This is a genomic window from Alcaligenes faecalis (assembly GCF_002443155.1).
Taxonomy (GTDB): Bacteria; Pseudomonadota; Gammaproteobacteria; order Burkholderiales; family Burkholderiaceae_B; genus Alcaligenes; species Alcaligenes faecalis.
Genome location: NZ_CP023667.1, coordinates 380,082 through 405,871 on the forward strand (window position 1 = coordinate 380,082; position 25,790 = coordinate 405,871).

The following is a 25,790-nucleotide window of genomic DNA, read 5'->3' on the forward strand; positions in this document are numbered from 1 at the left end:
CAGGTTTGTGTAATGGCGCTCTACAACGTCCCGGCTCCGGCCAAGATCAATCTGTTTTTACACGTCACGGGTCGTCGTGACGACGGCTACCATTTTCTGCAAACCGCCTTCCGCTTTGTGGATCTGAATGATTACCTGAGTTTCGTTCCACGTAGCGACGGACAGATCCGTCGGGTACACAGTACCTTGAGCGATGTGGAGCCTGAACAGGATCTGGTGATCAAAGCCGCTCGTGCCCTGCAACAAGCGACGGGCACCCGCCAAGGCGTGGATATCTCTTGTATCAAGAACATTCCTTCGGGAGCGGGGATGGGCGGTGGCTCCAGCGATGCGGCCACCACCTTGATTGCCTTGAACCGTTTGTGGAACCTGGGCCTGAGCCGTCAGGCCTTGATGGACATTGGCTTGCCCCTGGGTGCCGATGTGCCGGTTTTTGTATTCGGACAGGCTGCATTTGCGCAAGGGGTAGGGGAACAACTGCAAGCCATTCAGATGCCGCCCCGGGACTACATCATCATCCGTCCGCCGCAATTTATATCCACGGGGAAAATATTTAGCTCCGAATGCTTGACACGCGATGAGAAACCCATCACAATAACGTTCTTTATTGATTGGCAAGAAAAATTCTGGCAAGCCAAGGACAACAATCCTTACTTTGGCAGAAACAACCTGGAATCAGTAGCATTTAATCTTTATCCTGATTTAAAAGTTTTGAAACAGGGTTTGCAAAGTTTAAAATTAAATGCTAGAATGACAGGCTCAGGTTCTTGTTTGTTTGTTGAGTGCAGAGACAAGCAAAGTGCCAAGACAGGTCAGTTTGAAATTGACCGAAATAGCAGTAAAATAGATTTTTCTGGTAGCGAAGAATCAAATAGTGGTAAATTGCTGGTCGAACAAACTTGGGTTTGTTCTGGATTGCAAGATCATCCGCTACGCTATTGGATTAAGTAAGTATTTGGGGAATCGCCAAGCTGGTTAAGGCACTGGATTTTGATTCCAGCATGCGAAGGTTCGAATCCTTCTTCCCCAGCCACCTTTCAGGCCTAGCCTGCGATAATGTAAAGCTGTTGAGTCGTTACCTTAACGAGGTCCCGATCAACAGCTTTGCTTTTCCTGCATCAAAATCTATCTCCCATCATGGCACAAGACCGATTCATGATCTTCACCGGCACGGCTAATCCTCGCCTTGCTGTCGATGTCGTCAACCACCTTGATATGTCGCTGGGGAAGATGACGGTGGGTCGCTTCTCCGACGGGGAGGCCATGGTTGAAATCAATGAAAACGTACGCGGTCGCGATGTTTTCGTTCTGCAGCCCACCTGCGCTCCCACCAACGACAATCTGATGGAAATCATGGTGATGGTCGATGCCTTGCGCCGCGCTTCGGCCGGTCGCATCACCGCTGCCATCCCTTATTTCGGTTATGCCCGTCAGGATCGACGTCCCCGTTCGGCGCGCGTGTCGATCTCTGCCAAGGTCGTGGCCAATATGCTGCAAGTGGTCGGTGTTGATCGCGTCATGATGATGGATCTGCACGCTGACCAAATCCAGGGTTTCTTCGATATCCCTGTCGACAATATCTACGCTTCCCCCATTTTGCTGGGCGATATCTGGCGCTGTAACTACCAGGACATGGTGGTTGTCTCGCCTGACATCGGCGGTGTGGTGCGCGCACGTGCATTGGCCAAGCAACTGGAAGTGGATCTGGCCATTATCGACAAGCGTCGCCCACGTGCCAACGTATCCGAAGTCATGAACATCATTGGTGACGTCAACGGACGCACCTGCATCCTGATGGACGACATGGTGGATACGGCCGGCACGCTGTGCAAGGCGGCTGAAGCTCTGAAAGAGCGCGGTGCCAAGGCGGTTTACGCCTACTGTACCCACCCTGTGCTCTCGGGCGAGGCCATTGAACGTATTACGCATTCCCAGTTGAACGAGCTGGTTGTCACGGACACCATTCCTTTGTCCGCCAAGGCCCGCGAGTGCAGCAAGATTCGCCAGCTGTCCTGTGCAGCGCTGTTGGGCGAGACCATCTTGCGTATCTCGAACGCGGAGTCCGTCAGCTCCTTGTTCACTGACTAAGTTTTTTAGCGTGCGCTGGTCGCGGCGCACGTCAACTAGGTAGGCAACTACCGTTTTTTCGCAGTGGTCCATGACCCTGCAAATTGGAGTTTTCCATGAAATTCACCGCTACGTCGCGTGATGTACAAGGTACGAGTGCGAGCCGCCGCCTGCGTCACGCTGGCCGAGTTCCTGCTATTGTTTACGGTGGCGAAGAACAGCCCGTCGTGATCTCTCTGGATCATAACGAGACTTACCACAACCTGCGCAAAGAAGCCTTCCACGCTTCCATCCTGACGATGGAACTGGACGGTAAAGCTGAAAAAGTGCTGTTGCGCTCGGTTCAGTGGCACCCCTACAAGCAGCAAGTTCTGCACGTTGACTTCCAACGCGTTCTGGCTTCGCAAGCCATCACCACCAAAGTTCCTCTGAACTTTGAAGGTGGCGATGTGTCCCCAGCCGTCAAGCTGAGCAGCCAAGTTATCAGCCACATCCTGACCGAGCTGGAAATCACCTGCTTGCCAGCCAACCTGCCTGCGTCCATCACTGTGGACCTGAGCGGCATGACTGCCAACGCCAACGTGCACCTGGACAGCATTAAGCTGCCACGTGGCGTGACTTACGCTGGCAACGACACCAACCCTCTGCTGGCTGCTGCTTTGCCAGTTGGCGGTGGTGCTGCTGCTTCGGAAGCAACAGAAGAAAGCGCCGAGTAATCAAGATTGCCAGCCGGCTTCGGTCGGCTCGCAGCTTGGCGAATCAACCCCTGTCAGCGTATGCTGGCGGGGGTTTGTTATTTGTGCCTGCGCCTTTACCGGAGCAGGCGCTTTCTGCGAAAACATTCATGTCTGAGCCTATCCGTTTGATTGTTGGCCTGGGGAATCCTGGCCCTGAGTACGAAACCACCCGCCACAATGCGGGCTTTTGGTTGGCAGACCAGTTGGCCGATGATCTGCATGCAACGTTCAACCTGGAAAAGTCCTTTTTCTCCTGGGTGGCCAAAGCGCGTTTCGAAGGTGAAAACGTCATCATCGCCAAACCCATTACCTTCATGAACAAGTCCGGGCAAGCCGCCGGTGCCTTGATGCGTTTCTACAAGCTCAAGCCCGAACAGGTGCTGGTCCTGCATGACGAACTGGATTTGCTGCCCGGTCAGGTGAAGATGAAAAAAGGGGGTGGGCACGCTGGGCATAACGGCCTGCGCGACATCCAGTCCGCCTTTGGGACACCGGATTTCTGGCGCTTGCGCCTGGGCATTGGTCACCCTCGCACCTTGGGCCTGGCCCAGCAAGTGGTGAACTTTGTGCTGCATACCCCTCGCAATGAAGAGCTGCGCGAGATCGAGGACGGCATGAACCGTTGCCGCGTCATGATGCCTGCTTTGCTGCGTGGCGACTTTGAGCAGGCGACCCGCCAGCTTTACGCGCCCCAGAAGGCTTGATACATGAAGCCAGCGCCAAGCAGCCAGATGCGTTTCCGGGACGAGCTTAAAGACTTCTTTTATTTTCTGCGTCACCCTCGCAGCGCCCGGCGTTTGCCTGGCAGAGTCCAGGGTGATGGCTGGTATCTGGACTGGTTTGCTCCCTTGCCCTGGAAGCGTCTGCTGCAATGGGCGGGCATGCTTTGGCTGATTAATGCGCTGGTACTGGGTCCGATCGCGGTCTCGGTAGCGGGTGTGGGTGGTGCGCAGCATCGTCTGGACCCGACACGTATTCCTTGGGTGCAAGCCATTATTTGGGCACCCATTGTGGAAGAGTTGGTCTTTCGTTTCGTGCTGAGACGGCCGTCACAATGGCTGACGGTTGTTCCGCTGGCGGTGTTCCTGATGTTTCAGGGACCAGGCTGGTGGTTGATACAAGGCTTGCTGGTCTTGTGCCTGGCTATCTGGATAAGCCGTTATACCGGCATGCCACGCGAGGCTTTACCTGCAGGCAGCAGCTGGTGGCGCAAGCTGGTGGGCGCCTTGCAGGGAAGGGCGTGGCGCTTTTCATCCATGCGACGCTATTGGCGTTTCTTTCCCTGGGTGTTTTATGGTGCAACGCTGGCCTTTGGTGCGCTGCATTTGTATAACTTTCAGCTCAACAGCATGAGCTGGTATTTGCTTCCCATGCTGGTGCTGCCCCAATGTCTGACAGGGCTGGTGCTGGCCTGGCTGCGAGTGCGTCGAGGCATGGGTGCCTCGATCGTGCTGCATGCCATCTTCAATGGTGGCCCGGTCTTGCTGATTATTGGCCTGCTCAAGCTGTTTGACGGCATTCCTGTCTAGGCAAGCCCGCGTTTCAAGGCGCTAGCCTGTGTCCCCGGCACGACTGTTCTGACCCGTCTGCGGGCTTTGTAGCGCCCAAGGGCGCTACAATAGCGCATCGTTTATATAACTCTTTGATTTTCAGGATACTCATGGCACTGCAATGCGGCATCGTTGGCTTGCCCAACGTTGGTAAATCCACTCTGTTCAACGCTCTGACCAAAGCCGGCATTGCGGCTGAAAACTACCCCTTCTGCACCATCGAACCGAACGTCGGTGTGGTCGAAGTTCCTGACCAGCGTTTGCAAGATCTGGCCAAGATCGTGAACCCCGAGCGCATTTTGCCTGCCGTGGTGGAATTTGTGGACATCGCCGGTCTGGTCGCAGGTGCTTCCAAAGGCGAAGGCCTGGGTAACCAGTTCCTGGCCAATATCCGTGAAACCGACGCCACCGTGCACGTGGTGCGCTGTTTTGCCGATGACAACGTGATTCACGTTGCCGGTAAAGTGGACCCCCTGGCTGACATCGAAATCATCAACACCGAATTGGCGCTGGCTGATTTGGGCGTGGTTGAAAAAGCCGTGCACCGCAATCAGAAGCTGGCTCGTTCGGGCGATAAAGATGCTGCCAAACTGGTGGCCTTGCTGGAGCGTATCGAAAAAGCGCTGGGCGAAGGCAAGTCCGTGCGTTCGCTGAAGCTGGACGAGGACGAGCTGCACCAGATCAAGTCTTACGGCTTCATCACCGCCAAGCCCACTATGTACGTGGCCAACGTGAAAGAAGACGGTTTCACCAACAACCCACACCTAGAAGCCGTGCAGAACTATGCTGCCGCTGATGGCGCTCCTGTTGTTGCCGTATGTGCCGCTGTAGAAGCCGAAATCGCTGAACTGGACGACGCTGACAAGATTGAGTTCTTGTCCGATCTGGGCATGGAAGAGCCTGGTCTGAACCGTGTGATTCGCGCCGCCTACAGCCTGCTGGGCCTGCAAACCTACTTCACCGCAGGCGTCAAAGAAGTCCGTGCCTGGACCATCCGCGTGGGCGACACCGCCCCTCAAGCCGCTGGCGTGATCCACACCGACTTCGAGCGCGGCTTCATCCGTGCACAGACCATCGCTTTTGATGACTTTGTGGCTTGCAAAGGTGAGCAAGGCGCCAAGGAAGCCGGCAAGATGCGCGCTGAAGGTAAGGAATATGTCGTGAAAGATGGTGACGTGCTGAACTTCCTGTTCAACGTCTAAGCTTCTTGCAAGTGTTGTAGATGTGGCAGGTGCCTGATATCAGGCACCTGCCATTTTTCTGCTATTATCTATAACACTTAGTGTTATAAATTACGCTTGAGGCTGTGGTGAGGGTTTTCAAAAATGCATGGTTCGAGCGGTTCGCCCGCAAACAGGGCATTGCGGATCTGGCGCTTTTGGATGCGATAACACGAGCCGAGCGTGGGCTTGTCGATGCAGATCTAGGCGGGGGCTTGGTCAAGCAGCGTGTGGCCCGTAGTGGTCAGGGCAAGGCGGGTGGGTTTCGGACCATTATTCTCTACCGTACAAACGAGCGTGCTTTCTTTGTATATGGTTTTGCTAAAAGTGATCGCGCCAATATTGATGCGGATGAAGAAGCGGCGTTCAAGAAGGCTGCCACTTATGTGTTGGGTTTGTCAGAAGCCCATTTGGCCCAGCTGATCAGCATGGGGCAATTTACGGAGGTACATGATAATGACAAAAAAATATCGAAGTGAAGCTTACGCCGCAATCCATGAAACGATGCAGGCCTTGCAAGAAGTTGGCGCTATCGACAAACAGACCATGCGTGAGTTTGATGAGTCTTGTTTAACGCCAGTCCTGCCTATGCCGCCTGAGCGTATCCGTGCTTTGCGTGAACGTGAGCATCTTTCGCAGCCTGTGTTTGCACTCTATTTGAATGTCAGTAAAAACCTGGTTTCCGACTGGGAGCGTGGAGTCAAAAAACCGGGTGGCCCCGCTTTGCGCCTGTTGACGGTGGTCGAGAAGAAAGGCATTCAAGCAATCGCCTGATCATCTCCCCGCTGCTTGCTCAAGCAACACATCAGCTCAATAAACCGGCGTTTCCCTGCTAGTTGCCAGATACTGACTGGGCGGCTGCCCCAACGCACGACGAAAAATCGTAGAAAACGCGCTCGGGCTGCTAAAGCCTAGATCTGAGGCCACTCGGGTTATCGGCTCCCCATTCCCCAAACGAGTAATTGACACCAGCAGGCACATTTGCTGTCGCCAGGCCAGGTAGGTCATGCCCATATGCTCCTTGAAGCGGCGGGTAAAGGTGCGACGGCTTAGCATGGCCCAGGCGGCCATTTCGTCGGTGGAGATATTCTGGGTCGGATTATCCAGAAAGCGCTGGCATGCGGCTCCTAATCTGCCGTCAGAGGGCAGAGGAGCACTCAAGCCCAGTCTGGGCATCAGCCGGATTTCTTCCACCAGCAAACCAATGACGTGATGAGTACGCCCGCAATCCGGTCGTTCGGCAGGCAGTTCCATGGCCGCGCTGAACAGGTGCCGTAGTAAGGGCGAGACACCGAACACTTGGCAATCATCTGGCAATTGTGCCTGCTCGATGGCTTGCGGTGTCAGATAGGTATTCACCATGGTCACATCGCCGCGCATGTGCATTTCATGCGCCACGCCCGGTGGCACCCACAGCGCCCGTTTGCTGGGCACCACCCAATTGCCTTTTTCCGTGAACATAGACAGGACCCCCGACGCAGCATAAGCCAGTTGCCCGCATTGGTGCACGTGGTTGGGAAAAATCGATCCTGATGTGAAGGCGCGCAGGCTGACTTCCACATCCCAGTTCGAGTTTTCCAGAGGGTAGTCATTTAGAGAAATACTCATGGCCCAATTTTGCCAAAAACTGACCCGCTTTTAAAGGTGGGAATTTGGTAGTCCCCATAAGATCAGCAAACATTCATTACTTGGGGATAAGAGGGAATGGAAGATTTTGAGTATTTAACGGTGCAGCGGGAAGGCGCGGTGCTGCTAGTGGGCTTGAACCGGCCAGAAAAGCGCAACGCCATGTCCTTGGCTGTGATGCATGAATTGCGCCGAGTTTTCTCCACCATAGGCAGCGATATCGGGGCCGCCGTGCTCTACAGCACCAGCCAGCATTTTTGTGCGGGGCTGGATCTGGGCGAAGTGCGTAATCAGTCGGTGATTGATTGCGTGCACTTCTTTCGCGAATGGCACGAGACCTTCGAGCTGATTCAGTACGGCAAGGCGCCCGTGGTAGCCGCGATGTCGGGTGCCGCCATTGGTGGCGGTCTGGAAATTGCCACGGCCTGCCATATCCGTGTGGTCGATGAAACCGCATTTTTCTCTTTGCCTGAAGGCATGCGTGGTCTTTACGTCGGCGTGGGTGGCTCCGTGCGCCTGCCGCGTCTGGCAGGTTTGAGCTTGATGACGGACATGATGTTGACGGGACGTAGCGTCTATGCCGAAGAAAGCATTGCCAAAGGTATTGCTCAATACCTGACCCCCGCTGGCGAGGCCTTGAGCAAGGCCAAGGAGCTGGCCAGGACGATTGCCTCCAATCTGCCCATGACGAACTACGCCATTACTCATGTACTGCCGCGTATCACCGATCAAAGCCAGCAGGACGGTTTGCTGACCGAGGCCTTGATTGCAGCCGTTGTTCAGTCCGATCCGGCAACCAGCGCCAGGCTGGCTGACTTTCTGGACAAGAAAAAGAACAAGGTGAGCTGAGCCCGGCATCGACAAGAAGTAGAAGTTTCTCAACTAAATCGCCAATTAAGCCATCGCTGTGACTTGGCGTCAAAAACAAATGAGCAGTAAGGGAGATCTGTATGTGTGGTTATGTCGGGGTGTTCTCTGCGGTCCCTACGGACTTGCCCAGAAATATGTTTGATCAGGCTTTGCGTGAAATCCATCATCGCGGGCCAGATAGTTCCAGCACCTGGTTTGATCCCATGGGGCAAGTGGGTTTTGGTTATGTACGACTGGGTTTGGTGGGCCTGGGCAATGGCACCCAGCCTATCGTCGCGGACGAGGGCGACTTGGTCTTAATGGTGAACGGTGAGTTTTATGACTACAAGCGCATTCGCAAAGAGCTGGAAGATAGCGGCTGCCGCTTCAAGACGTCTTCAGACAGCGAAATTGCGCTGCATTTGTATCGGCGTCATGGTGTGCGCGCTCTTAAAGAGCTGCGCGGCGAGTTTTCGATTCTTTTGTATGACCGCGCACGTCGTCAACTGATCGCGATTCGGGACCGGATTGGTGTCAAACCCTTGTACTACGCCGAGCACAATGGCCGCTGGTACTTTGGGTCCGAGATCAAGGCCTTGTTGGCAGCCGGCGTTCCTGCCCAGTGGGATGAGGACTCGTATGCGAATCGCTACTTCATTTTGCGCGATCGCACGGTGTTTCAGAAAATCCGCAGTGTGCGACCAGGCTCCTGGCTGATTGTGGATCAAAGCGGAGTCCAGACCGAGAGCTACTGGGATTGGAGTTTCCCGGACGCTGCCAAGGCCATGGAAGCCCGCTCCGAGCAAGAGCAGATTGAAGGTTTGCGCGCGGTGATCGAGGAGTCCGTCAAGCTGCGCCTGCATGCGGATGTACCCATCGGGGTGTGTCTGAGTGGCGGCCTGGATTCATCGGCCATGCTGGGCATGTGCACTCAATTGCAAGGTCAGCGGTTGCAGGCGTTTCACCTTTCCTTCGAAGGTGAAGAGGGCTATGACGAGCGTCACTTTGCCGAGATTGCCGCCCAGCACAATCAGGCGCATATGAATGTGCTTAGCGTCAGCTCCAACGACCTTGCAGACAATTATGAACATGCGCTCTGGCATGCCGAAGTGCCGTTCACCAATGCACACAGCGTAGGCAAGTACTTGCTGTGCAAGTTCGTGCAAAACAATGGCATGCGGGCCGTGATTACGGGCGAGGGCGCTGACGAGGTCTTTGCCGGTTATCCCTACAGTCGCCGGGACATGGTCTTGTACGACAACCAGGGGCAGGATCAGGCCGTGGTCTCCGAGCTCTTGCAGCAGATTGGGGCTGGTTCCAGCCGTTATCTGGAAAGCCAGGAGGTGGGTACTGCCTGGGTAAACCGCGAGTTGGGACACAGGGTGTCCTGGCTGGACGGACAGGCTGGGATTTTTGATCCTTTGGCCAGTCTGTACAGCACCGGCTTTATAGATAGGAATGCTTATCGCGATCCCTACGGTCAGTTCTACAACCGCCTTCAACCGCACTCCTTTGCGGCTTGGTCGCCCGTGAATCGTGCCTTGTATATGGTCGCCAAATCCAGTCTGCCCAATGTGGTGCTGACTTCGCTAGGTGACCGTATGGAGATGGCAGGTAGCCTGGAAGGACGCCCGCCCCTGCTGGATCACCGAGTCGTGGAATATGCGTGCAGCCTGTCTGTGCCCATGAAGGTGCGCGGCAAGACCGAGAAGTACGCCTTGCGTGAAGCAATGCGGCCTTATTTGCCTGCTGAAATCTACGAGCGCAAAAAGCAGTACTTCCGTGCACCGCCGGCCAGCCTGGCGCCTCAGTCCCGACTACATCAATTTGTCAGCGACACCTTGCATAGCGATTTCCTGAATCGCGTGCCTTTCTTTGATGCGGGTCGAGTCAGAAATTTCCTGAAGAAAATCCCCACGCTTTCTAGTGAGCAGCGCTTGTCTGCTGATCACTTGTTGATGGAAATCGCGGGGCTTTGCCTGATGCAGAAGCGGTTTTCAATCAACTAGTGGAGCAGGCCGGGGGAATTGAACCCCCGGCCTTGTCTGGAGCTGTCGGACATGCAAAAAAAACACCTGATTCTTGCGATTTTGGTCACTCTGGTTTGGGGAGTGAATTTCCCGATCACCAAGCTGGGGCTGCTATCCATGGAGCCTTTTCTGCTGACGGGGATACGTTTTACCTTGGCGGCCTTGCCGCTTGTGTTCTTTATCCCCAAGCCGAACATTCCATTCCGCTATGTCGTGATTTATGGCTTTATCTTTGGCCTGGGCATGTGGGGGATTATCAACTATGGCATTCAGGTGGGTGTCCATCCGGGCGTGGCCTCGCTGCTGATTCAGCTGAGCGCCTTCTTTACCATGGGCTGGGGCGCCTTAATGTTCAAGGAGCGCTTGCGAGCCACGCAGTTGTTGGGAGCCTTGATCGCATTTGTAGGGCTGGTGGGGATCATCTTGTCGCAAGGCGGTGGGGATGCCACCTTCGGGCTGGTGCTGGTCGTGCTGAGTGCCCTGTCCTGGAGTATCGGGAATGTGATCATCAAGCTGTCTGGCGTGAAGGAGATTTTCTCGTTCATGGTGTGGGCCAGCTTGTTTCCGCCTATCCCTCTGTTTATCGTCTCGTACTGGTTGCATGGGAGTGAGCCTTTCACCACTTTGCCAGAGACGATCAACCTGATGTCGATCATGTCGATTCTTTTTCAGGTCTATCTGGCGACACACTTTTCTTACTGGGGCTGGAATTCCTTGCTTAAGCTGTATCCGGTTTCCACGGTGGCACCTTTGTCGTTGTTGATTCCGGTGTTCGGCCTAGGTAGCTCCATGCTGATATTGGGCGAGCAGGTCAGCTTTGTGGAGGCCCTGTCTATCAGTGCCATTATTGCGGGACTGGCTTTTGGGCTTTATAAAGGGCCGGTGCGTCCGGTTTCCTATCCAGCGACGCGTTAAGCGTTTTGGGGCTTCGGGACTGGCAGGGCTGCATTGAGGAAAGCAGCCCTGCCAGTCCTTATGCTTGTTTTGTGTCGCTAATACTGCTTTTGAAGAGACCTTGTTGAATGCTGGATCCTGAAAATCCAAATAGCCAGTTGCAAGCTGCCTTGGCGCTTGTGCAAAAAATCCTGAGCCTTGATGTGCAAGCTCTCTATCTGCACGGCTCGGCTGTGGTAGGAGGACTGCGGCCACAAAGTGATCTGGATATATTGGCGGTCGTTGATGCTCCTTTGTCAGATGAACAGCGTCAGGATCTGATTGCGGCTTTATTGTCTATTTCAGCCCCTCATCCGGCTACGCCCGGTGGTCCGCGTTGCATCGAGCTGGTGGTGTGTCGTCTGGCTGATCTTCAATGCAACGAGCATCCGGCCAAGGTGGAGTTTATCTACGGCGAATGGCTGCGGGATGCCTTCAAGGAGGGCTACTTGTCCGACGCCGCTGCGGACCCGGAATACACCTTGCTCTTGGCCCAGGCCCGCCAGCAAGCGCAGTTGTTATGGGGTAGGGATGTGCTGGCAGATGTTCTTGCCACGCCGATTGAGCATATACGCCAGGCGATGCGGGATGGTGTAGAGCCCTTGTATGAAGGGCTGCGTGGAGACGAGCGCAATGTTCTGCTGACTTTGGCACGCATGTGGCGAACAGGTGTTCATGGGGACTTTGTGACTAAGGAACAGGCGGCTGAGTGGGCTATTCCCAGCCTGCCTGCGGAGTTGGCCAAGACTTTGGAATATGCGCGTCTGGCGTATGTCGGTGAGGTGTTTGATCGCTGGGACACAAGGGGCGAGGAAGCAGAGTGTTTGGCGCAGGCACTACTTGGGAACATTAAGCAGGCTTTGTAAAAGTGCGCCCTGAATTTGGCCCTCGGACCCACCGCTATCAGTGGTTGTCGTTCAGATAGCGGGGGAGCGCCACTTATGTTTTGCGCCGCTACCAAGTTAGCAATCTCCAGCCTTCTTCACTAAATTCCAGCCGTTCCGTCAGCCCAAGATTGTTCATGAAAGCATCGTCATGCGACACCACCATCAGCGTGCCCTGGTAGCTGCTCAACATGGTTTCCAGGGCCAAGGTTGAAGGCAGATCCAGGTGGTTGCTGGGTTCATCCAGAAGCAGCAGTTGTGGCGGAGGATCCGCGTACAGCACGCAGGCCAGGGCGGCTTTCAGGCGCTCGCCACCGCTCAAGGCACCGCTGGGGCCGGTGACTTTTTGGGCGTCCAGGCCCAGTTGAGCCAGACGCATGCGCAAGTCGCCCTCGCTGCTTTTGCGGTTGACGGCCTGTATCTGTTCCAGCACGGTTTGCTGTGGATCCAGATCGGCCAAGCCCTGATCCAGATAAACATGTTGTGGCACTACTTTGCAGTGGCCAGCAAGGGGCTCCAATTGGCCTGTAATGACCTTGAGCAGCGTGGATTTGCCGCAGCCGTTCGGACCTATGACTCCTACTCGTTGCTGGCCGCTTAACAGCAGTGTGACCGGGGCTTGGTTGGCCGGAACATAGGGGAGCTTCACCTCATCCAGTTCCACAACGCGCTGGCGGGTCAGCGGCATCAAGGGCAGGGCGTGAAGATTGATAGCGGTGTCCTGCTCGATCAACTCGGCTGCCTCCTGTACGCGTTGTGCCAACTGCTTTTGGGCCGTCACGTGTTGCTGATGCAGTTTGCCGGTGGTGGCTTCACTGCGACCCTTTTGCCTGTCCAGCAGAATCTTGGCCTGATTGGCTTGCTTGCCCTGTTGATTCCCGCGTGCCTGTCTACGCTCTTGCCGTTGGCGTTGCTCTTGCATGGTGCTTTCGGCACGCTGACGTTCCAGTTTGCGGTGCTCCAGCTGGTCCAGGGCGTTTTGCTGCTCCAGGGCTTTCTGCTCGGCGTAGTGGCTGTAATTACCGCCATAGCTACGCAGCCCCAGGGAAGACAGCTCCACAATGCGCTCCATCGTGTCCAGCAGTTGGCGGTCATGGCTGATGACCAGCAGGCCGTGGGGCCAGTGTCGTAACTGCTCAATCAGGGCAAGCCGGTTGTCGCGATCCAGGTGGTTGCTGGGTTCATCCAGAATCAGGAAATCGGCCTGAGACAGCAAGGCATTGATCAGCGACAGCCGCATGGCCTGGCCGCCGCTTAATGTTTCGGCAGGTGTCTCGGCAGTCAGATGCCCTAAACCATTGCGCTCCAGCGCTTCCTGCAATTGCTGCCGAATATCCCAACGGTCTTCGATCAGATTGAAGTCTTCCACGGCGCTACTGCCGGCTTCAATCCGGGCCAGTGCGTCCAGCGTGGGCCCTACACCCGCCAGATCAGCGACGCGCAGGCCACTGACAGACACCACTTGCTGCGCCAGATAATGGACTTTGCCCGAGCGCAGGCAACGGCCACTGCTGGGCTGAAGTTGCCCGGCCAGGATTTGAGCCAGAATGGTTTTGCCCACGCCATTACGTCCGACCAGGCCGGTGCGCCGCGAGTCGAAGGTTTCGTTCAATTGGGAAAACAGAGTCTTGCCCTGCGGCAAGGTATAGGACACGCCTTCCAGCGTCAGATAAGGATTCGTCATACGTGATGCTTCCATTAATGCCAAGAACTCCCCCTGCGTTGTGGGGGCTGGTGGAGACTGGCCGTCTAGGGGACGGCGGCATTAGTGGCGCATTGGACGAATACCTCACGGGAAATGAATCGAAGCCACACTATAAAAGCATTTTGCCGGGAAGGTAAAGTCGGCTGGGCTTCTCAAGGAAGCGATGAAGGTCGTGTGATTCCATCACAGGAGCGGGTTTGGGCTCAGAAGCCTGGGCTTGTCTCACGGTTGTGGGGTCGTGATTTACAAGCTTCAGCGCGGTGAGGTCTGTACTGCTGCAGGTCGCTTGAAATACCGAGCCGCGAGAGATGGCCACCCAGTAGGAAATGAAGTTTATTTCCTGACGTTTATTCAATAAAGTGGAGTCCTCGGCTTTTTATCCTCTGTATCGTTTCATGTCTGGAGGCTAGAGCCAGGACTGCCTGTTCTCTCCCAATCCGGGAAGCCGCACCATTTTGAAGGAATGTCATGGACACATTCAATTTACCCGCTCGTTCGATTGTGTATGTGCAGGATGTGTATTGCGGTTGGTGCTGGGGTTTTGCCGAACGCATGGTCGAGTTCGAGGCGGCCAACAAGCATCGCATTCCTTTTACCGCTGTCTCGGGTGGCTTGTTCGTGGGTGACCGGGCCGCGCCCATGTCCCGCTACCCTTATATTTCCGAATCCAACGAGCGCATCGCGCAAATGACGGGGGTGACGTTTGGGGCTGCTTATAAAGCCTTGGCCGAGGAAGGGACTACGGTTATGGACTCTTTGTATGCGGCGACTGCCTTGGCGGTGCTGCGAGCGCAAGATCCGGAGCAGGCCATTCATTGGGTGCACGAGTTGCAGCAGGCTTTCTACTTGAACGGACGCAGTTTGTCTGATCAGGAGGTCTGCCTGGGAATTGCTGCTGCCAATGGCCTGGACGTAGAGGCTGTGCGACGCCATTTAGCTGACGGTTCAGGCCGGGAACAAGCCTTGGCTGATTTTGCCCTGGCACGGGCTTTGGGCGCGCAATCCTATCCGACCTTGCTGTTTGTGGATGGTCGAAAAGTGACAAAGCTACCGGCGGTTGGTACTCCTTTGGAAACGCTGAATCAGACACTGGATTCCTTATTGGGCTGATTAGCAGTTCGGTACATAAAGCAGATTGAAATTGCGGCATCCGGGCCCAGCCAGGATGCCGCATTGGTTTTTACTGCAAGCAGGCTTAGAAGCGGTAAGCCGTATTCAGATGCACGGCCGTTTGTGCGTTGGTGCCTTTGCCTACTTGGGCGCTGATACCGGCCCCCAGCGTCCAGTTATTGCTTAACTGGCCCACGGTTCCCAATTCCAGCAGACCTGTGTCACGCACTCGCTTTTGGTCTGTAGGCAGATAAAACTGGCGATTGTTGTAGACGCCATCCTGCAGGTGCGCGCCCAGTTGCTTTGCTGGTTTCTTGAACTCGTGCAGCCACTCTGCAGAGGCATACACAGCCCATTGATTGCTGAGCGCCACATTGATTTGATAGCCCAGGCCACTTTGTACAGAGGTCTGGTCCTGGGCGTCGAAGCCCATGGAGGTGGACAGACCCTGCCCGTCCTCGGACAGGGATTTGATCTTGGCTTTCTGCAGACTCAAGCTCAACAGCGGACCATGGGTGACAGTACCGACCTGCCAGTCGTAGCCTGTACTTATCTTGCCACCGTATTGGCTGCCGCCCGCTTTGGCCTGGTGCTCGCGTGTGGCGGCACCAAGACGCAGGTGGCGGCGGGTTTTATTGTCCAGATCGCTGTAGAACAGCTGGGCGTTGAACCATAGATTGCTGGCTTGCCAACGTCCGTACAGGCCGGCTGACTGACGTTTTTGGCTGTAACTGCCGTTGTTGGCGGTTTTGCCATCCAGGTTCTCGTAGGACAGGTAAGCACCTGCCGTCCAGTCGTTCATGCGCTTGTCCACACCGAGCTTCCATCCCGCCTGGGTACCGTCCAGACGCGAGTTCGAGCTGCTGCCATTGCGGCTGATGGCCTCCCCCTGGAACCAGACGGACAAACCTGGGTTCCCGGACGAGCTGACAGTGTGCAGGCGACGATCAATATGCTGCATTTGCATCTGCCCGGCGGTATTGGCGGAGGAGGCCAGTACGGCGACCTGACTGGGAGCGCTCAGGACAGCATGGGCATAGTCAGCAATCGCACTATGGCCACCTGAACTGGGGTGTACGCCGTCGGCAAACAGATAGTGTTGATCTGCTCCGGCTGCGACCAGATCCGCGGGGGTGCACAGGCGGGAGGAAACACTGCCACAGGCGGCAGTATTGACGTTGCTAAAGCCATAGGCTTGGGGATCTGCGGCCACTTCATGCAAGAGCGCCGAGACATTCAAAGGAATGATGTTGGCTGAGCTTGTTGCCAGTTGCTGGGCGAAAGCCTGGTTGTAGCTGTCACTGAGCAAGGTGGCAATACCTGCACTGATCGGTGAGCCGGAGAACTCCGGAGTCATGCCCAGATCAGGGATGTTGGGGACCAGAATATAGCGCGCGCCTGCTTGCGATAGCGCGGTGACAAGGGCAGCTTGATTGCCGACGGAATCAGCCACGATCCGAGACATATTGAACGGGTCTTTTACGGCGGCAAACAAGTCATTCGCGCCACCCCAGACGGTGTACAGGGCCTGCCCGTCCAAACGCCCGTTGCTCGTGGTCAGCAGTTGGTTGGCCTGTGTTGTCATGGAGGGCAAAGGTGGATTGGTGGGGCCGGGAGGGCTGCTGGGGTCCAGCAGCTCATCGACGGCCACGCGAGCACCACCGACAGCATAGTTGCTGCCGCCCTGGCTGCTAGGTGAGGCGTCGGTTCCCAGCTTTTGCGCCAGTACCTGGGACCAGACCTGGCCAGGATTGGTGGTAAAGCGCGAGCCGAACTGTCCACTGTCAGTCAGGCTGTCGCCGATGAAATAGGTATTGGAGAACGCTTGGGCCTGTGTCCCGGCATGCAGAGTCATCAAGGCCAAGGCAAGACATGTTTTTTTCATTGCTCAGTCATTAAAAAGGCGTTCCCCCAGCAGCACCTTTTGAACAGCCCTTTGCTTTTTGTGTCTTGGGGTTCAAAGTCAACCGGCATCTCGGATGGAACAGGTGGATGAAAAGATCATCGGATCAGGACCATCATAGTCAGGAGGCGTTTATTCCTTACACAGACAGGCACAGGATTGTGCGGACAGGATAAACGCGGGCAATGGGCAATAAAAAAACGCCATGCTGTTGCATGGCGTTTTGGTTCAATCTTGATTGGGCTTAGCCGCGGACCAGGGGGGCGACACAGACATTGGGGTTGTCGGCCAGGGGCACAAACTTCATGCTGCCACCGTCATAGGCGTCGATGGTGCCAGACTCAATGTCGTAGACCCAACCATGCAGCGTCAAGCGGCCTTCGGACATGGCCAGGCGCACCGAAGGGTGGGTCTGGATATTGGCCAGTTGGGCAACCACGTTTTCTCGCACCATGGAAGCAATGCGATCTTGCTCGCTGGCGTGTGTGCGGGCTTCATTGACCAGACGTGCCGAGTCGGCATAACGCAGCCAGTGCTCCACGGCAGGCATGTGATCCAGGCACTGACAGGAGGCAATGGCGGTCATGGCGCCACAGTCGGAGTGGCCGCAGATCACGACATCGGATACACGCAGGGCGGACACGGCGTATTCCACGGAGGCGGTCACCCCACCGGGTTCTGGACCGTAGGAAGGGACGATGTTGCCAGCGTTACGAATCACGAACAGATCGCCGGGTTCACGTTGTGTCACCAGCTCTGGGACCAGCCGGCTATCGGAGCAAGAGATAAACAAAGCGCGGGGGTTTTGTTGTGTAGCCAGATTTTTGAAGAGCTTGGCGCGCTTGGGGTAGGCTTCCCGTTGAAATTTCAGGAAACCGTCGATAATGTCTTTCATCCTTGTCCTTGTAGTTCGGCTTGGATAGAAGATTAACTCTTCAAGGTCATAAGGTAAAATACCGATTTCTGATGCTTTTCATTGGCTTTGCTTATACAAAGGCCCCTTATGCTCTTGCGCCATCTTAATTACTTTCTGGCGGTTGCCCAGTATCAAAGCTTTACCCGCGCCGCGCGTGCCTTGCACGTGTCTCAGCCGGCCCTGTCGCAACAGGTGCGTCAGCTGGAGGAACATTTAGGCGCGCAATTGTTTGACCGCACCGGGCGTCTGGTGCGTTTGACCGATGCCGGTGAGGTCTATCTGCGTTATGCCCGGCAAGCCTTGCAGGATCTGGAGGAAGGGCGGCGTGCCTTGCACGACGTCAGTGATCTGAGTCGAGGCTCCTTGCGGGTGGCGGTGGCGCCGACCTTTACGTCCTACCTGATTGGTCCTTTGGTGGAGGCCTTCTACCGGCGCTATCCCAATGTGCGTCTGGTGATTCAGGAAATGTTGCAGGAGCGCGTGGAAACGCAGCTGGTCGAGGACGAGCTGGATATTGGTATTGCGTTTGAAAAGCCTACCTCGGCTGCAGTGGAGTTCCAGCCTTTATTGGTGGAGACGCTGGCCTTGGTGATGAGCCGTACGCACCCCTTGGCCGAGCGGCGCAGCATTGATAGGGATACCTTGACGCGTGAATCTCTGGTGTTGCTGACCCCCGAGTTCGCCACGCGCGGACAGATCGAACGTCATTGTCGTCAGCATGATCTGGACTTGAAGGTATCGATGGAGTCCAACTCGCTCAATGCGGTCATTGAGGTGGTGCGGCGCACAGGTCTGGCGACCTTGTTGCCTGCTGCCATTGCCAGCAATAGCGAGTATTTGGTAGCGGTGAGTCTGGACCCGGCACCGCCGCAACGGCGGGCCATTCTGATGCAGCGCAAAGGTGCATATCAATCTGCAGCGATGCGCGCCTTTATTGAGCTGGCGCTGAAATACGGCGCGGCATCGACGTTTTAATACGGGTGTCCGGCAGAGCGGTAGTCACGTTCTGCTGCGGGCACTTTACAGCGCCACCACCACACTTTGCTCCAGAGGACGCAATTCGCTTTCCACAGCGGGTTTGCCCTCGTTCAAGTGGGCGACCAGATCTACCGTGGTAGAGATACGCGTCAACATCAAACAGGCCACTTCACCACCGGCAACACGGCTGCTATGCCAGCAACCGGGACGCATGCATACACCTTGCCCTTGAGGGATGCGGAAGGCTTTCAGGGTGGACAAGTCCGGGCCGCCTTCAGGCTTGCTCTCGGCCACGATATGGATCACTTCACCGGTCAGCGGGATCAGTGCCTGTTGTGTCAGCAGGTGGTTTTCCAGCGTCGTGATGTTGCGATCCTGAATCCGGTAATTCACCCACAACACTTCGGTCTGACCGCTTGGACCTGTGTCAAACGCATGTTCATGCCAGAAATCGGTAGCGGCATTGCTGAAGGCTGCCGTCGCAGGCGCCGTGGCCAAACCTTTGCCCAACATCCAGCCATAAGGGGCAAAAGCCTCGGGGCTCAGGGGCTGGGGAGTCAGGGTGATTGGGGTGCTCATGGTTTATTGCTCAAAGAAAGTACTAAGGCAGCATCTTATCAAGAATGTAGCCTCGAACCCGGATTGGCCTAGATCAATAAGCTTGAGTTTCTCGTGGGTATTGTGGAACTAAGTAAAACATCCCCTGTCTTGAAGAGGGCTCGTCTTTACTTAGCGAGCTAAGCAAGCCGCCTTTTTTCATGGGCGGCTTCGCTCTGTTTGCTTTCTTGACAAGGGGTTGCTGTGCTTCAAGCTGTTTCGCTGACCTGTAGACGGGGCCAGCGTCGTGTGTTCTCCGAGCTGAGCCTAAGGCTTGAAGCTGGCCAATGCTGTTTGGTCAGTGGGCCCAATGGCAGCGGCAAAACCAGCTTGCTGCGCATCCTGGCCAATATCGCCCAGGCCGATGAAGGTCAGTTGATCTGGCGCGACCGCCCCGTGCAAAGCAACGATAGCGATTACCGACGACAACTGGTGTACGGCGGACATGCGCCGGGGCTTAATGGCAGCTTGTCGGTGCAAGAGAATCTGGACAGCCTGCTCATGCAGGATCGCGTTCCCCTGGAGCGGGACGCTTGCGACCAGGCGTTGCTGGCAGGCGGTTTGCTGGCTTACCGTCGCGTGCCTGTACGGCAGTTGTCGGCTGGACAACGCCGCCGCGTGTTTCTGGTGCGCCTGTCCCTGAGCAACCGACCCTTGTGGATTCTGGACGAGCAACTGACTGCGCTGGATAGCGCCGGCCAGAAGTTTCTGGGCGAGCTGATTGCGCAGCATCTGCATAAGCAGGGCGCGGTCATTCTGACCAGCCACCAGACTTTGCCCTGGGATTTGGAGGTGCAGCATCTGGATCTGGGGCAGGCATGTTGAGCCTCTTTTTAGCCTTGATGAAGCGCGAGTGGCGCCTGGCGATGCGTCGCCCCGGCGACGTTCTGATCCCTCTGGTTTTCTTCCTGGTGGTGTGCAGCCTGTTCCCCTTGGGCGTGGGGGCGGATGCGGCCTTGCTGTCCAAGATGGCCCCCGGTGTGCTGTGGGTGTCGGCCTTGCTGGCCACCATGCTGTCGTTAAGCCGACTGTTTGAGCAGGACGAGCAGGACGGCGCGTTGGAGCAGGTGCTGTTTTCGCACTTGCCGCTCAGCCTTTGGGTCTTGGGCAAGGTGTTGGCGCATACCTTTTTGACAGGGGTGCCTTTGCTGTTGCTGGCTCCGATTCTGGGGTTGCAATTCAGTCTGCCTACGTCCAGCTTGGGTGTGCTGATGGTGTCTCTGGCGCTGGGCCTGCCCGTTCTGACCTTGCTGGGTGCGATTGGCGCGGCTTTGGTGCTGGGGCTGCGCTCAGCCGGGGTCTTGCTGGCTTTACTGATTTTGCCCTTTTACGTTCCCGTGCTGGTCTTCGGGGCGGGGGCGGTGCAAGCGGTTCAGGCCGGATTGGGTGCGCAAGCGCATCTGTCCGTTCTGGCCGCTTTTTTACTGTTGGCTTTGTTCTTCGCGCCACCTGCTACGGCGGCGGCGCTGCGCCTTGCTCTTGAGTAAACTCCATGAACTTTTTGTATCGCTACGCTGCCCCGCAGAATTTTTACTTCCTGGCCGGACGCATTGTGCCTTGGGCATCCGCTCTGGCTCTGCTGCTGTTCGTAGTTGGGGCGTATGTGGGCTTTTTCCTGGCTCCAACTGATTTCCAGCAAGGCGAGGGCTATCGCATCATTTTTCTGCATGTGCCGGTCTCATGGATGTCCATGCTGATCTATCTGGCCATGGGCTTCTGGTCCTTGATCTGCCTGGTTTTCAATAGCCGCACGGCGGCCATGATGGCGGCCGCGCTGGCACCGACCGGAGCCATCTGTACGGTCTTGTCTTTAGTCACGGGGGCTTTGTGGGGCAAACCCATGTGGGGCGCCTGGTGGGTCTGGGATGCCCGTCTGACTTCCGAATTGTTGCTGCTGTTCTTGTACATGGGTTTCATGGGCTTGCGCGGTGCCATCGATGACCCGCGCCGTGCCGATAAAGCCGCTTCCATCCTGGCCTTGGTCGGGGTGGTGAATGTACCCGTTATTTATTTCTCGGTGCAATGGTGGAACACCTTGCATCAGGGGGCTTCGGTATCGCTGACCAGCTCGCCGTCCATGGCCACCGTCATGCTGACGGGCATGTTGCTGATGAGTCTGGCCATGTGGTGCTACAGCATTGCCATCGCACTGTACCGGGTGCGTAATTTGATTCTTGAACGTGAGGCGCATACCGCCTGGGTTCGCAACTTGACGGAGGGCTGATGATGCATTGGTCGAGTGTGGGCGATTTTTTCGCTATGGGCGGCTATGCCGTGTATGTGTGGGGCTCGGTGCTGGCCTGTACCGTGTTGATGCTGGGTGAAGTGCTCAGCGTCCGGGCAGGGCGGGCACGGGCCTGGCAGCGGGTACGTGACGAGCGCGCCCTGGGGGACCAGCGCCATGACTAAGCGACAAAATCGTCTGGTCCTGATTCTGGGCGCATTGATCGTGTTGGGGGCGGCAACCGCCCTGATCCTCAATGCCTTCCAAAGCAGCCTAGTGTTCTTTTTTACCCCTACTGAAGTCAGCCAGGGGCAAAGCCCTGAAAACCGGACCTTCCGGGTGGGCGGCATTGTGCAGATGGACAGCATTCGCCGTGGTGGCGCCCAAGGCATGGCCGTGAACTTTGTGGTGACAGACGGCGCGGCCCAGGTGCCTGTCAGCTATACGGGAATTTTGCCGGACCTGTTTCAAGAGGGGAAAGGCGTGGTGGCTCAAGGTCGCTTGAACGAGCAGGGCCATTTTGTGGCGGAAGAAGTGCTGGCCAAGCACGATGAAAACTACATGCCGCCCGAGGCCATGCATGCCATGGAGCAGGCCGAGCGCGCGAAACAAGGAGCCCAGCCATGATCCCGGAGCTTGGACACTTTGCCCTGATTCTGACTTTTGTACTGGCGCTGGCCCAAGGCATTGTGTCCTTGTATGGAGCCTGGCGTGGCAATTTGGCCTGGATGGCGTTCGCACGTCCAGCGGCGCGTTGGCAATTCGGTTTGGTGGCTTTCAGCTTGCTGTGTCTGGCCTGGTCCTTTGTCAGCTTTGATTTCTCTGTGGCTTATGTGGCACAGAACTCCAGCACCAAGCTGCCTTTGTTCTACCGCATTGCCGCGGTGTGGGGCGGGCATGAAGGCTCGCTGCTGCTGTGGATGTTCATGCAAACGGGCTGGGCTTTTGCCGTCAGTGTTTACTCGCGCTCCTTGCCCGAGGCCATGCTGGCTCGTGTGCTGGGCGTACTGGGTCTGATTACGGCCGGTTTCCTGCTGTTTGTGTTGATCAGCTCCAACCCCTTTGAGCGCATGTTCCCGGTTCCGGCCGAAGGTCTGGATCTGAACACGCTCTTGCAGGATATTGGCCTGATTGTTCACCCACCCTTGCTGTATATGGGTTATGTGGGTTTCTCGGTGGCCTTTGCCTTTGCGATTGCCGCTTTGCTGGCTGGGCGTCTGGATGCCAGCTGGGCGCGCTGGTCGCGCCCCTGGACAACCTCGGCCTGGCTGTTTCTGACCCTGGGTATCGCCGTAGGTAGCTGGTGGGCCTATTACGAGCTGGGTTGGGGCGGTTGGTGGTTCTGGGACCCGGTGGAGAACTCCTCCTTTGTGCCGTGGTTGGCGGGCACCGCCTTGATTCACTCTTTGGCGGTCACGGAAAAGCGCGGCAGCTTCAAGAACTGGACGGTTCTGCTGGCAATCAGCACCTTCTCGCTGTCCATTCTGGGCGCTTTCCTGGTGCGCTCCGGTGTGTTGACTTCAGTGCATGCATTTGCCACTGACCCGGCACGTGGTGTGTTCATTTTGAGTCTGTTTGCCGTCATTGTTGGCAGCTCTCTGATCCTGTTTGCCTGGCGTGCACCGCGCGTTGGGGCAGGTGGGCAGTTTGCCGTGGTGTCGCGCGAGTCCTTGCTGCTGGTCAATAACGTTTTGCTGGTTGTGGTGACGGGCACGGTCTTGCTGGGGACTTTGTATCCCCTGATTATGGATACGCTGGGCCTGGGCAAAATTTCCGTGGGGCCACCTTATTTCAACAAGGTATTTGTGCCTTTGATGATCCCGGCCCTGGTCCTGATTGTGTTTGGTGTGCTGGCTAACTGGAAGCGGGCCAACTTGATGGAAATAGTGCGCCAGTTGGCCCTGGTGATTGTGTTCAGCGTGGTGCTGGGCGCAGCCATTCCCTTGCTGTATGGCCAGTGGCAGGGTACCGCCGCTTTGGGAGCCGGTCTGGCCATGTGGATTGTGCTGGGCAGCTTGTTTGATGTGGTCAAGCGTGTGCGCGCTACGCGTTCCGGTGTGTTCTCTCAGCCGCGCAGCTGGCTGGGCCAGCATCTGGCCCATATCGGCGTGGCTGTCTTTGTGCTGGGAGTGACCATGGTCAGCCACTACGAGACAGAAACCGATGTCTTGTTGCAGCCTGGCCAGACGGCACAGGTAGGCGCGTATGACGCGCGCTTCCAGGGCGTACGCATTGTGCCCGGCCCGAACTACTCGGCCGAGCGTGGCACGGTGGAGCTGCTGCAGGACGGCAAAGTGGTGTCGACCTTGTACCCGGAAAAGCGTACCTATCTGTCCTCGGCCTTGCCCATGACGGAATCGGCTATCAATGCCAATGGTTTGCGTCATATTTACGTGGCGCTGGGCGACAACTTCGACCAGGGCGGTTGGAGTGTGCGTCTGTACTACAAGCCCCTGGTGGACTTTATCTGGCTGGGTTGTTTGCTGATGGCCTTGGGCGGTGCTTTGGCCATCAGTGATCGACGCTATCGTGCCAAGCAAACCCGTGCCGCTGTGCAGGGCAAAGCCATGAATACGCAGGTGCAGGCATGAACCGTTTTACCGTCCCCTTGATCGGCTTTGTATTGCTGCTGGTGTTTTTGGGCATTGGCTTGACTTTGAAGCCCAGCGAAGTGCCTTCGCCCTTGGTCGATAAACCAGCCCCGGCGTTCAGCCTGCCTCAATTGCACAATCCCGAAGCCCGTTTTTCGGGCGAGCAAATGAAGGGCCGTGTCTGGCTGCTGAATGTGTGGGCCTCCTGGTGCTACCCGTGTTTGACGGAACATCCTTTTATCAAGGAACTGTCCACCAAGCACAAGGTGCCGGTGGTGGGTCTGAACTACAAGGACGTGCCCGAGGAAAGCCGTGAGTGGTTGCTGCGCAATGGCAATTCTTACGAGGTCTCTGTCATGGACCGGGATGGTCGCGTGGGCATTGATTTCGGTGTGTACGGTGTGCCGGAGACCTTTGTGATCGACAAGCAGGGCATTGTGCGCTTCAAGCATATAGGCCCCGTGTCGCGTGAATCCATGGAGGAAACCTTGTTGCCCTTAATTCGTCGTTTGGAGCAGCAGCCATGATGATGCGTCAATGGATGGCGGCATTGGCTGCCAGCGTGTGGCTTTTCATACCCTCTGCCCAGGCCCAGTCGGGGGCGCAAGGGGAGCAGGAGTCGGTAATGCTGGAAATTGCTGCTGAGCTGCGTTGTCTGGTGTGCCAGAACGAGTCTATTGCGGCTTCGCGTGCCGAGCTGGCTGTGGACTTGCGCCATCAGATCATGGAGCAGTTGGGGCAGGGCCGCAGCCCGGATCAAATCCGCTCGTATATGGTGGACCGCTATGGCGACTTCATCTTGTATCGCCCGCCCTTCAAGTCCACTACTGCACTGCTCTGGCTGGGACCAGCCCTGTTGTTGCTGACAGGCTTTCTGGTCTATGCCTTTACCCTGCGCCGTCGACGCCGTGCGGGTGATGAAACGGCCCTGACTGATGAGCAACGCCGCCAAGCCGATGCTCTCTTGCAAGGCTCTTCTCGGGATGAACAATCGTGACTATTGTTTTTTATATTGTGGCCGCGCTGCTGGTCCTGGTGTGTGCGCTGTATTTGATGTTGAGCGTCAAACGTAAACCCGCCTTGCAGCGTGTGGTTGAACACAAGCAGGCGAACCTGGCGATCTTGCGCGAGCAGTTGAAAGAAATCGAGCGAGACAAGCAGGCTGGTGTGTTGTCCGCTCAGGACTTCGAGCAGGCGCAGATGGACTTGCGTCAGCGCGTCCTGGAGGAGAACGAGGGACTGAAAACGGAGTCGGTGCAACAAGCCGGCGCACCCAAACTGGCCTGGACCTTGATGGTCAGCATCCCGGTTGCCGCCATTGCCTTGTACTTTTATCTAGGCAACCCGGTGATGCTGGACCCAGCCGCCGTGCAGCAACAAGCCAATGCGCAGCCCGTGGATATTGAGGCCATGGTGGCCCGTCTGGAACAACGTCTGAAAGAAAACCCGGATGATCCTGGCGCCTGGCTGATGATGGCCCGCTCGCACCGTTACTACGGTCGTCATCAGGAAGCGGCAGAGGCCTATGCCAAAGCCATGCCGGTGGTGGACGGAGACCCGACTGCCCTGGCTGAATATGCCGAGTCCATGCTGCTGGCTGGAGTCGACACTCTGGATGGCTTGCCCGGCCGTTTGGTCAAGCGTTCCCTGGACCTTTATCCGGAAGAGCCTTTGGGCCTGATGCTGGCAGGAGCTGCCGCCTTGCACAAGGAGCAGTATCCCGAGGCAATCGATTATTGGCAGCGTTTGCTGGCGCAATTCCCGGCGGATTCGGAAACTGCCAAAGTGGTGAATCAGGGCTTGCAGTTGGCGCGTGAGCGTATGCGTATGCCAGCGAACTCGGCACCGGAACCTGCCGCGGCCCCCTGAT

At 56.5% G+C, this 25,790-nt stretch carries 28 protein-coding genes and 1 tRNA gene; 24 read left to right on the plus strand and 5 right to left on the minus strand.

Annotated features, from left to right (window positions below; genetic code table 11):
* The first annotated feature begins 12 nt into the window (after positions 1 to 12).
* From ispE to CPY64_RS01795, 9 genes are all read left to right on the plus strand, one after another.
* The gene (gene ispE / locus CPY64_RS01755; RefSeq protein ID WP_042483020.1) at positions 13 to 951 is read left to right on the plus strand and encodes a 4-(cytidine 5'-diphospho)-2-C-methyl-D-erythritol kinase; all 939 of its coding nucleotides are present in this window, start codon (positions 13 to 15) and stop codon (positions 949 to 951) included.
* A gap of 5 nt (positions 952 to 956) precedes the next feature.
* Positions 957 to 1,033: transfer RNA gene (locus tag CPY64_RS01760), tRNA-Gln, on the plus strand.
* Between the two features lie 104 nt (positions 1,034 to 1,137).
* Positions 1,138 to 2,088: a ribose-phosphate pyrophosphokinase gene (locus CPY64_RS01765; protein ID WP_042483022.1), complete on the plus strand. Its 951-nt coding sequence runs from the start codon at positions 1,138 to 1,140 to the stop codon at positions 2,086 to 2,088.
* A 95-nt stretch (positions 2,089 to 2,183) separates the two neighbouring features.
* Complete coding sequence (locus CPY64_RS01770) at positions 2,184 to 2,783, plus strand: 50S ribosomal protein L25/general stress protein Ctc (protein ID WP_042483025.1); 600 nt, start codon at positions 2,184 to 2,186, stop codon at positions 2,781 to 2,783.
* Between the two features lie 128 nt (positions 2,784 to 2,911).
* Complete coding sequence (gene pth / locus CPY64_RS01775; RefSeq protein WP_009461083.1) at positions 2,912 to 3,508, plus strand: aminoacyl-tRNA hydrolase; 597 nt, start codon at positions 2,912 to 2,914, stop codon at positions 3,506 to 3,508.
* 3 nt (positions 3,509 to 3,511) lie between these two features.
* Complete coding sequence (locus CPY64_RS01780; protein WP_042483028.1) at positions 3,512 to 4,333, plus strand: CPBP family glutamic-type intramembrane protease; 822 nt, start codon at positions 3,512 to 3,514, stop codon at positions 4,331 to 4,333.
* Positions 4,334 to 4,464: 131 nt separating this feature from the next.
* Positions 4,465 to 5,556: a redox-regulated ATPase YchF gene (gene ychF, locus CPY64_RS01785; protein ID WP_009461081.1), complete on the plus strand. Its 1,092-nt coding sequence runs from the start codon at positions 4,465 to 4,467 to the stop codon at positions 5,554 to 5,556.
* Positions 5,557 to 5,663: 107 nt separating this feature from the next.
* Entirely contained in the window at positions 5,664 to 6,053 is a 390-nt protein-coding gene (locus tag CPY64_RS01790; protein WP_042483031.1) for a type II toxin-antitoxin system RelE/ParE family toxin, read from the plus strand.
* Positions 6,031 to 6,348 carry a helix-turn-helix domain-containing protein gene (locus CPY64_RS01795; protein ID WP_042483033.1) on the plus strand — a complete coding sequence of 106 codons (318 nt, stop codon included), beginning with the start codon at positions 6,031 to 6,033 and terminating at the stop codon, positions 6,346 to 6,348. The genes CPY64_RS01790 and CPY64_RS01795 overlap by 23 nt, the downstream gene beginning before the upstream one ends.
* 36 nt (positions 6,349 to 6,384) lie before the next feature.
* Here the strand turns inward: CPY64_RS01795 and CPY64_RS01800 are convergent, their stop codons facing one another.
* Positions 6,385 to 7,182 carry an AraC family transcriptional regulator gene (locus tag CPY64_RS01800; RefSeq protein ID WP_042483036.1) on the minus strand — a complete coding sequence of 266 codons (798 nt, stop codon included), beginning with the start codon at positions 7,180 to 7,182 and terminating at the stop codon, positions 6,385 to 6,387.
* 96 nt (positions 7,183 to 7,278) lie between these two features.
* On the opposite strand from CPY64_RS01800, the gene CPY64_RS01805 reads away from it, so the two are divergent.
* From CPY64_RS01805 to CPY64_RS01820, 4 genes are all read left to right on the plus strand, one after another.
* Positions 7,279 to 8,049, plus strand: a complete 771-nt coding sequence (locus CPY64_RS01805; RefSeq protein WP_042483039.1) for a crotonase/enoyl-CoA hydratase family protein — start codon at positions 7,279 to 7,281, stop codon at positions 8,047 to 8,049.
* Positions 8,050 to 8,150: 101 nt separating this feature from the next.
* Positions 8,151 to 10,058: an asparagine synthase (glutamine-hydrolyzing) gene (gene asnB, locus CPY64_RS01810; protein WP_042483042.1), complete on the plus strand. Its 1,908-nt coding sequence runs from the start codon at positions 8,151 to 8,153 to the stop codon at positions 10,056 to 10,058.
* A gap of 51 nt (positions 10,059 to 10,109) precedes the next feature.
* Positions 10,110 to 10,994 carry an EamA family transporter gene (locus CPY64_RS01815; RefSeq protein WP_042483045.1) on the plus strand — a complete coding sequence of 295 codons (885 nt, stop codon included), beginning with the start codon at positions 10,110 to 10,112 and terminating at the stop codon, positions 10,992 to 10,994.
* A gap of 107 nt (positions 10,995 to 11,101) precedes the next feature.
* Positions 11,102 to 11,878, plus strand: coding sequence for an aminoglycoside adenylyltransferase domain-containing protein (locus tag CPY64_RS01820; protein ID WP_042483050.1), 777 nt, complete (start codon positions 11,102 to 11,104; stop codon positions 11,876 to 11,878).
* An 88-nt stretch (positions 11,879 to 11,966) separates the two neighbouring features.
* Here the strand turns inward: CPY64_RS01820 and CPY64_RS01825 are convergent, their stop codons facing one another.
* Entirely contained in the window at positions 11,967 to 13,580 is a 1,614-nt protein-coding gene (locus CPY64_RS01825; RefSeq protein ID WP_042483053.1) for an ABC-F family ATP-binding cassette domain-containing protein, read from the minus strand.
* A gap of 489 nt (positions 13,581 to 14,069) precedes the next feature.
* Between CPY64_RS01825 and CPY64_RS01830 the strand changes: the two genes are divergently transcribed.
* The gene (locus CPY64_RS01830) at positions 14,070 to 14,711 is read left to right on the plus strand and encodes a DsbA family protein (RefSeq protein ID WP_042483056.1); all 642 of its coding nucleotides are present in this window, start codon (positions 14,070 to 14,072) and stop codon (positions 14,709 to 14,711) included.
* 85 nt (positions 14,712 to 14,796) lie between these two features.
* Here the strand turns inward: CPY64_RS01830 and CPY64_RS01835 are convergent, their stop codons facing one another.
* Both CPY64_RS01835 and CPY64_RS01840 read right to left on the minus strand, forming a co-directional pair.
* Positions 14,797 to 16,596 carry an autotransporter domain-containing protein gene (locus CPY64_RS01835; protein WP_042483061.1) on the minus strand — a complete coding sequence of 600 codons (1,800 nt, stop codon included), beginning with the start codon at positions 16,594 to 16,596 and terminating at the stop codon, positions 14,797 to 14,799.
* A 262-nt stretch (positions 16,597 to 16,858) separates the two neighbouring features.
* The gene (locus CPY64_RS01840; protein WP_042483063.1) at positions 16,859 to 17,509 is read right to left on the minus strand and encodes a carbonic anhydrase; all 651 of its coding nucleotides are present in this window, start codon (positions 17,507 to 17,509) and stop codon (positions 16,859 to 16,861) included.
* Positions 17,510 to 17,617: 108 nt separating this feature from the next.
* On the opposite strand from CPY64_RS01840, the gene cynR reads away from it, so the two are divergent.
* On the plus strand, positions 17,618 to 18,505 hold the full coding sequence (gene cynR / locus CPY64_RS01845) for a transcriptional regulator CynR (RefSeq protein ID WP_042483066.1): 888 nt from the start codon (positions 17,618 to 17,620) through the stop codon (positions 18,503 to 18,505).
* A 45-nt stretch (positions 18,506 to 18,550) separates the two neighbouring features.
* Here cynR and CPY64_RS01850 read toward each other — a convergent pair whose 3' ends face one another.
* Complete coding sequence (locus tag CPY64_RS01850; RefSeq protein ID WP_042483068.1) at positions 18,551 to 19,087, minus strand: ureidoglycolate lyase; 537 nt, start codon at positions 19,085 to 19,087, stop codon at positions 18,551 to 18,553.
* A 222-nt stretch (positions 19,088 to 19,309) separates the two neighbouring features.
* Between CPY64_RS01850 and ccmA the strand changes: the two genes are divergently transcribed.
* From ccmA to ccmI, 9 genes are read left to right on the plus strand one after another with little or no spacing between them, the layout of a single operon-like run.
* On the plus strand, positions 19,310 to 19,930 hold the full coding sequence (gene ccmA, locus CPY64_RS01855) for a cytochrome c biogenesis heme-transporting ATPase CcmA (RefSeq protein WP_042483069.1): 621 nt from the start codon (positions 19,310 to 19,312) through the stop codon (positions 19,928 to 19,930).
* Positions 19,924 to 20,592 (plus strand): heme exporter protein CcmB, encoded by a 669-nt coding sequence (ccmB, locus tag CPY64_RS01860; RefSeq protein WP_042483072.1) that lies wholly within the window; start codon positions 19,924 to 19,926, stop codon positions 20,590 to 20,592. The genes ccmA and ccmB overlap by 7 nt, the downstream gene beginning before the upstream one ends.
* A gap of 5 nt (positions 20,593 to 20,597) precedes the next feature.
* Positions 20,598 to 21,329 carry a heme ABC transporter permease CcmC gene (gene ccmC, locus CPY64_RS01865; RefSeq protein WP_042483075.1) on the plus strand — a complete coding sequence of 244 codons (732 nt, stop codon included), beginning with the start codon at positions 20,598 to 20,600 and terminating at the stop codon, positions 21,327 to 21,329.
* The gene (gene ccmD, locus CPY64_RS01870) at positions 21,329 to 21,514 is read left to right on the plus strand and encodes a heme exporter protein CcmD (RefSeq protein ID WP_080655600.1); all 186 of its coding nucleotides are present in this window, start codon (positions 21,329 to 21,331) and stop codon (positions 21,512 to 21,514) included. Before ccmC ends, ccmD begins: the two co-directional genes overlap by 1 nt.
* Entirely contained in the window at positions 21,507 to 21,956 is a 450-nt protein-coding gene (gene ccmE, locus CPY64_RS01875; RefSeq protein ID WP_022983242.1) for a cytochrome c maturation protein CcmE, read from the plus strand. The genes ccmD and ccmE overlap by 8 nt, the downstream gene beginning before the upstream one ends.
* Complete coding sequence (locus tag CPY64_RS01880) at positions 21,953 to 23,920, plus strand: heme lyase CcmF/NrfE family subunit (protein WP_042483077.1); 1,968 nt, start codon at positions 21,953 to 21,955, stop codon at positions 23,918 to 23,920. The genes ccmE and CPY64_RS01880 overlap by 4 nt, the downstream gene beginning before the upstream one ends.
* Positions 23,917 to 24,447 carry a DsbE family thiol:disulfide interchange protein gene (locus CPY64_RS01885; protein WP_042483080.1) on the plus strand — a complete coding sequence of 177 codons (531 nt, stop codon included), beginning with the start codon at positions 23,917 to 23,919 and terminating at the stop codon, positions 24,445 to 24,447. The genes CPY64_RS01880 and CPY64_RS01885 overlap by 4 nt, the downstream gene beginning before the upstream one ends.
* Complete coding sequence (locus CPY64_RS01890; protein WP_042483082.1) at positions 24,444 to 24,917, plus strand: cytochrome c-type biogenesis protein; 474 nt, start codon at positions 24,444 to 24,446, stop codon at positions 24,915 to 24,917. Before CPY64_RS01885 ends, CPY64_RS01890 begins: the two co-directional genes overlap by 4 nt.
* Positions 24,914 to 25,789 carry a c-type cytochrome biogenesis protein CcmI gene (ccmI, locus tag CPY64_RS01895; protein ID WP_042483085.1) on the plus strand — a complete coding sequence of 292 codons (876 nt, stop codon included), beginning with the start codon at positions 24,914 to 24,916 and terminating at the stop codon, positions 25,787 to 25,789. The genes CPY64_RS01890 and ccmI overlap by 4 nt, the downstream gene beginning before the upstream one ends.
* Position 25,790 lies beyond the last annotated feature (1 nt).

Excerpts from the sequence above, each read along its gene's own strand:
- ispE (WP_042483020.1), top strand. The coding sequence starts at position 13 with ATGGCGCTCTACAACGTCCCGGCTCCGGCCAAGATCAATCTGTTTTTA.
- CPY64_RS01765 (WP_042483022.1), top strand. The coding sequence starts at position 1,138 with ATGGCACAAGACCGATTCATGATCTTCACCGGCACGGCTAATCCTCGC.
- CPY64_RS01770 (WP_042483025.1), top strand. The coding sequence starts at position 2,184 with ATGAAATTCACCGCTACGTCGCGTGATGTACAAGGTACGAGTGCGAGC.
- pth (WP_009461083.1), top strand. The coding sequence starts at position 2,912 with ATGTCTGAGCCTATCCGTTTGATTGTTGGCCTGGGGAATCCTGGCCCT.
- CPY64_RS01780 (WP_042483028.1), top strand. The coding sequence starts at position 3,512 with ATGAAGCCAGCGCCAAGCAGCCAGATGCGTTTCCGGGACGAGCTTAAA.
- ychF (WP_009461081.1), top strand. The coding sequence starts at position 4,465 with ATGGCACTGCAATGCGGCATCGTTGGCTTGCCCAACGTTGGTAAATCC.
- CPY64_RS01795 (WP_042483033.1), top strand. The coding sequence starts at position 6,031 with ATGACAAAAAAATATCGAAGTGAAGCTTACGCCGCAATCCATGAAACG.
- CPY64_RS01800 (WP_042483036.1), bottom strand. The coding sequence starts at position 7,182 with ATGAGTATTTCTCTAAATGACTACCCTCTGGAAAACTCGAACTGGGAT.
- CPY64_RS01805 (WP_042483039.1), top strand. The coding sequence starts at position 7,279 with ATGGAAGATTTTGAGTATTTAACGGTGCAGCGGGAAGGCGCGGTGCTG.
- asnB (WP_042483042.1), top strand. The coding sequence starts at position 8,151 with ATGTGTGGTTATGTCGGGGTGTTCTCTGCGGTCCCTACGGACTTGCCC.
- CPY64_RS01815 (WP_042483045.1), top strand. The coding sequence starts at position 10,110 with ATGCAAAAAAAACACCTGATTCTTGCGATTTTGGTCACTCTGGTTTGG.
- CPY64_RS01820 (WP_042483050.1), top strand. The coding sequence starts at position 11,102 with ATGCTGGATCCTGAAAATCCAAATAGCCAGTTGCAAGCTGCCTTGGCG.
- CPY64_RS01825 (WP_042483053.1), bottom strand. The coding sequence starts at position 13,580 with ATGACGAATCCTTATCTGACGCTGGAAGGCGTGTCCTATACCTTGCCG.
- CPY64_RS01830 (WP_042483056.1), top strand. The coding sequence starts at position 14,070 with ATGGACACATTCAATTTACCCGCTCGTTCGATTGTGTATGTGCAGGAT.
- CPY64_RS01835 (WP_042483061.1), bottom strand. The coding sequence starts at position 16,596 with ATGAAAAAAACATGTCTTGCCTTGGCCTTGATGACTCTGCATGCCGGG.
- CPY64_RS01840 (WP_042483063.1), bottom strand. The coding sequence starts at position 17,509 with ATGAAAGACATTATCGACGGTTTCCTGAAATTTCAACGGGAAGCCTAC.
- cynR (WP_042483066.1), top strand. The coding sequence starts at position 17,618 with ATGCTCTTGCGCCATCTTAATTACTTTCTGGCGGTTGCCCAGTATCAA.
- CPY64_RS01850 (WP_042483068.1), bottom strand. The coding sequence starts at position 19,087 with ATGAGCACCCCAATCACCCTGACTCCCCAGCCCCTGAGCCCCGAGGCT.
- ccmB (WP_042483072.1), top strand. The coding sequence starts at position 19,924 with ATGTTGAGCCTCTTTTTAGCCTTGATGAAGCGCGAGTGGCGCCTGGCG.
- ccmC (WP_042483075.1), top strand. The coding sequence starts at position 20,598 with ATGAACTTTTTGTATCGCTACGCTGCCCCGCAGAATTTTTACTTCCTG.
- ccmD (WP_080655600.1), top strand. The coding sequence starts at position 21,329 with ATGATGCATTGGTCGAGTGTGGGCGATTTTTTCGCTATGGGCGGCTAT.
- ccmE (WP_022983242.1), top strand. The coding sequence starts at position 21,507 with ATGACTAAGCGACAAAATCGTCTGGTCCTGATTCTGGGCGCATTGATC.
- CPY64_RS01880 (WP_042483077.1), top strand. The coding sequence starts at position 21,953 with ATGATCCCGGAGCTTGGACACTTTGCCCTGATTCTGACTTTTGTACTG.
- CPY64_RS01885 (WP_042483080.1), top strand. The coding sequence starts at position 23,917 with ATGAACCGTTTTACCGTCCCCTTGATCGGCTTTGTATTGCTGCTGGTG.
- CPY64_RS01890 (WP_042483082.1), top strand. The coding sequence starts at position 24,444 with ATGATGATGCGTCAATGGATGGCGGCATTGGCTGCCAGCGTGTGGCTT.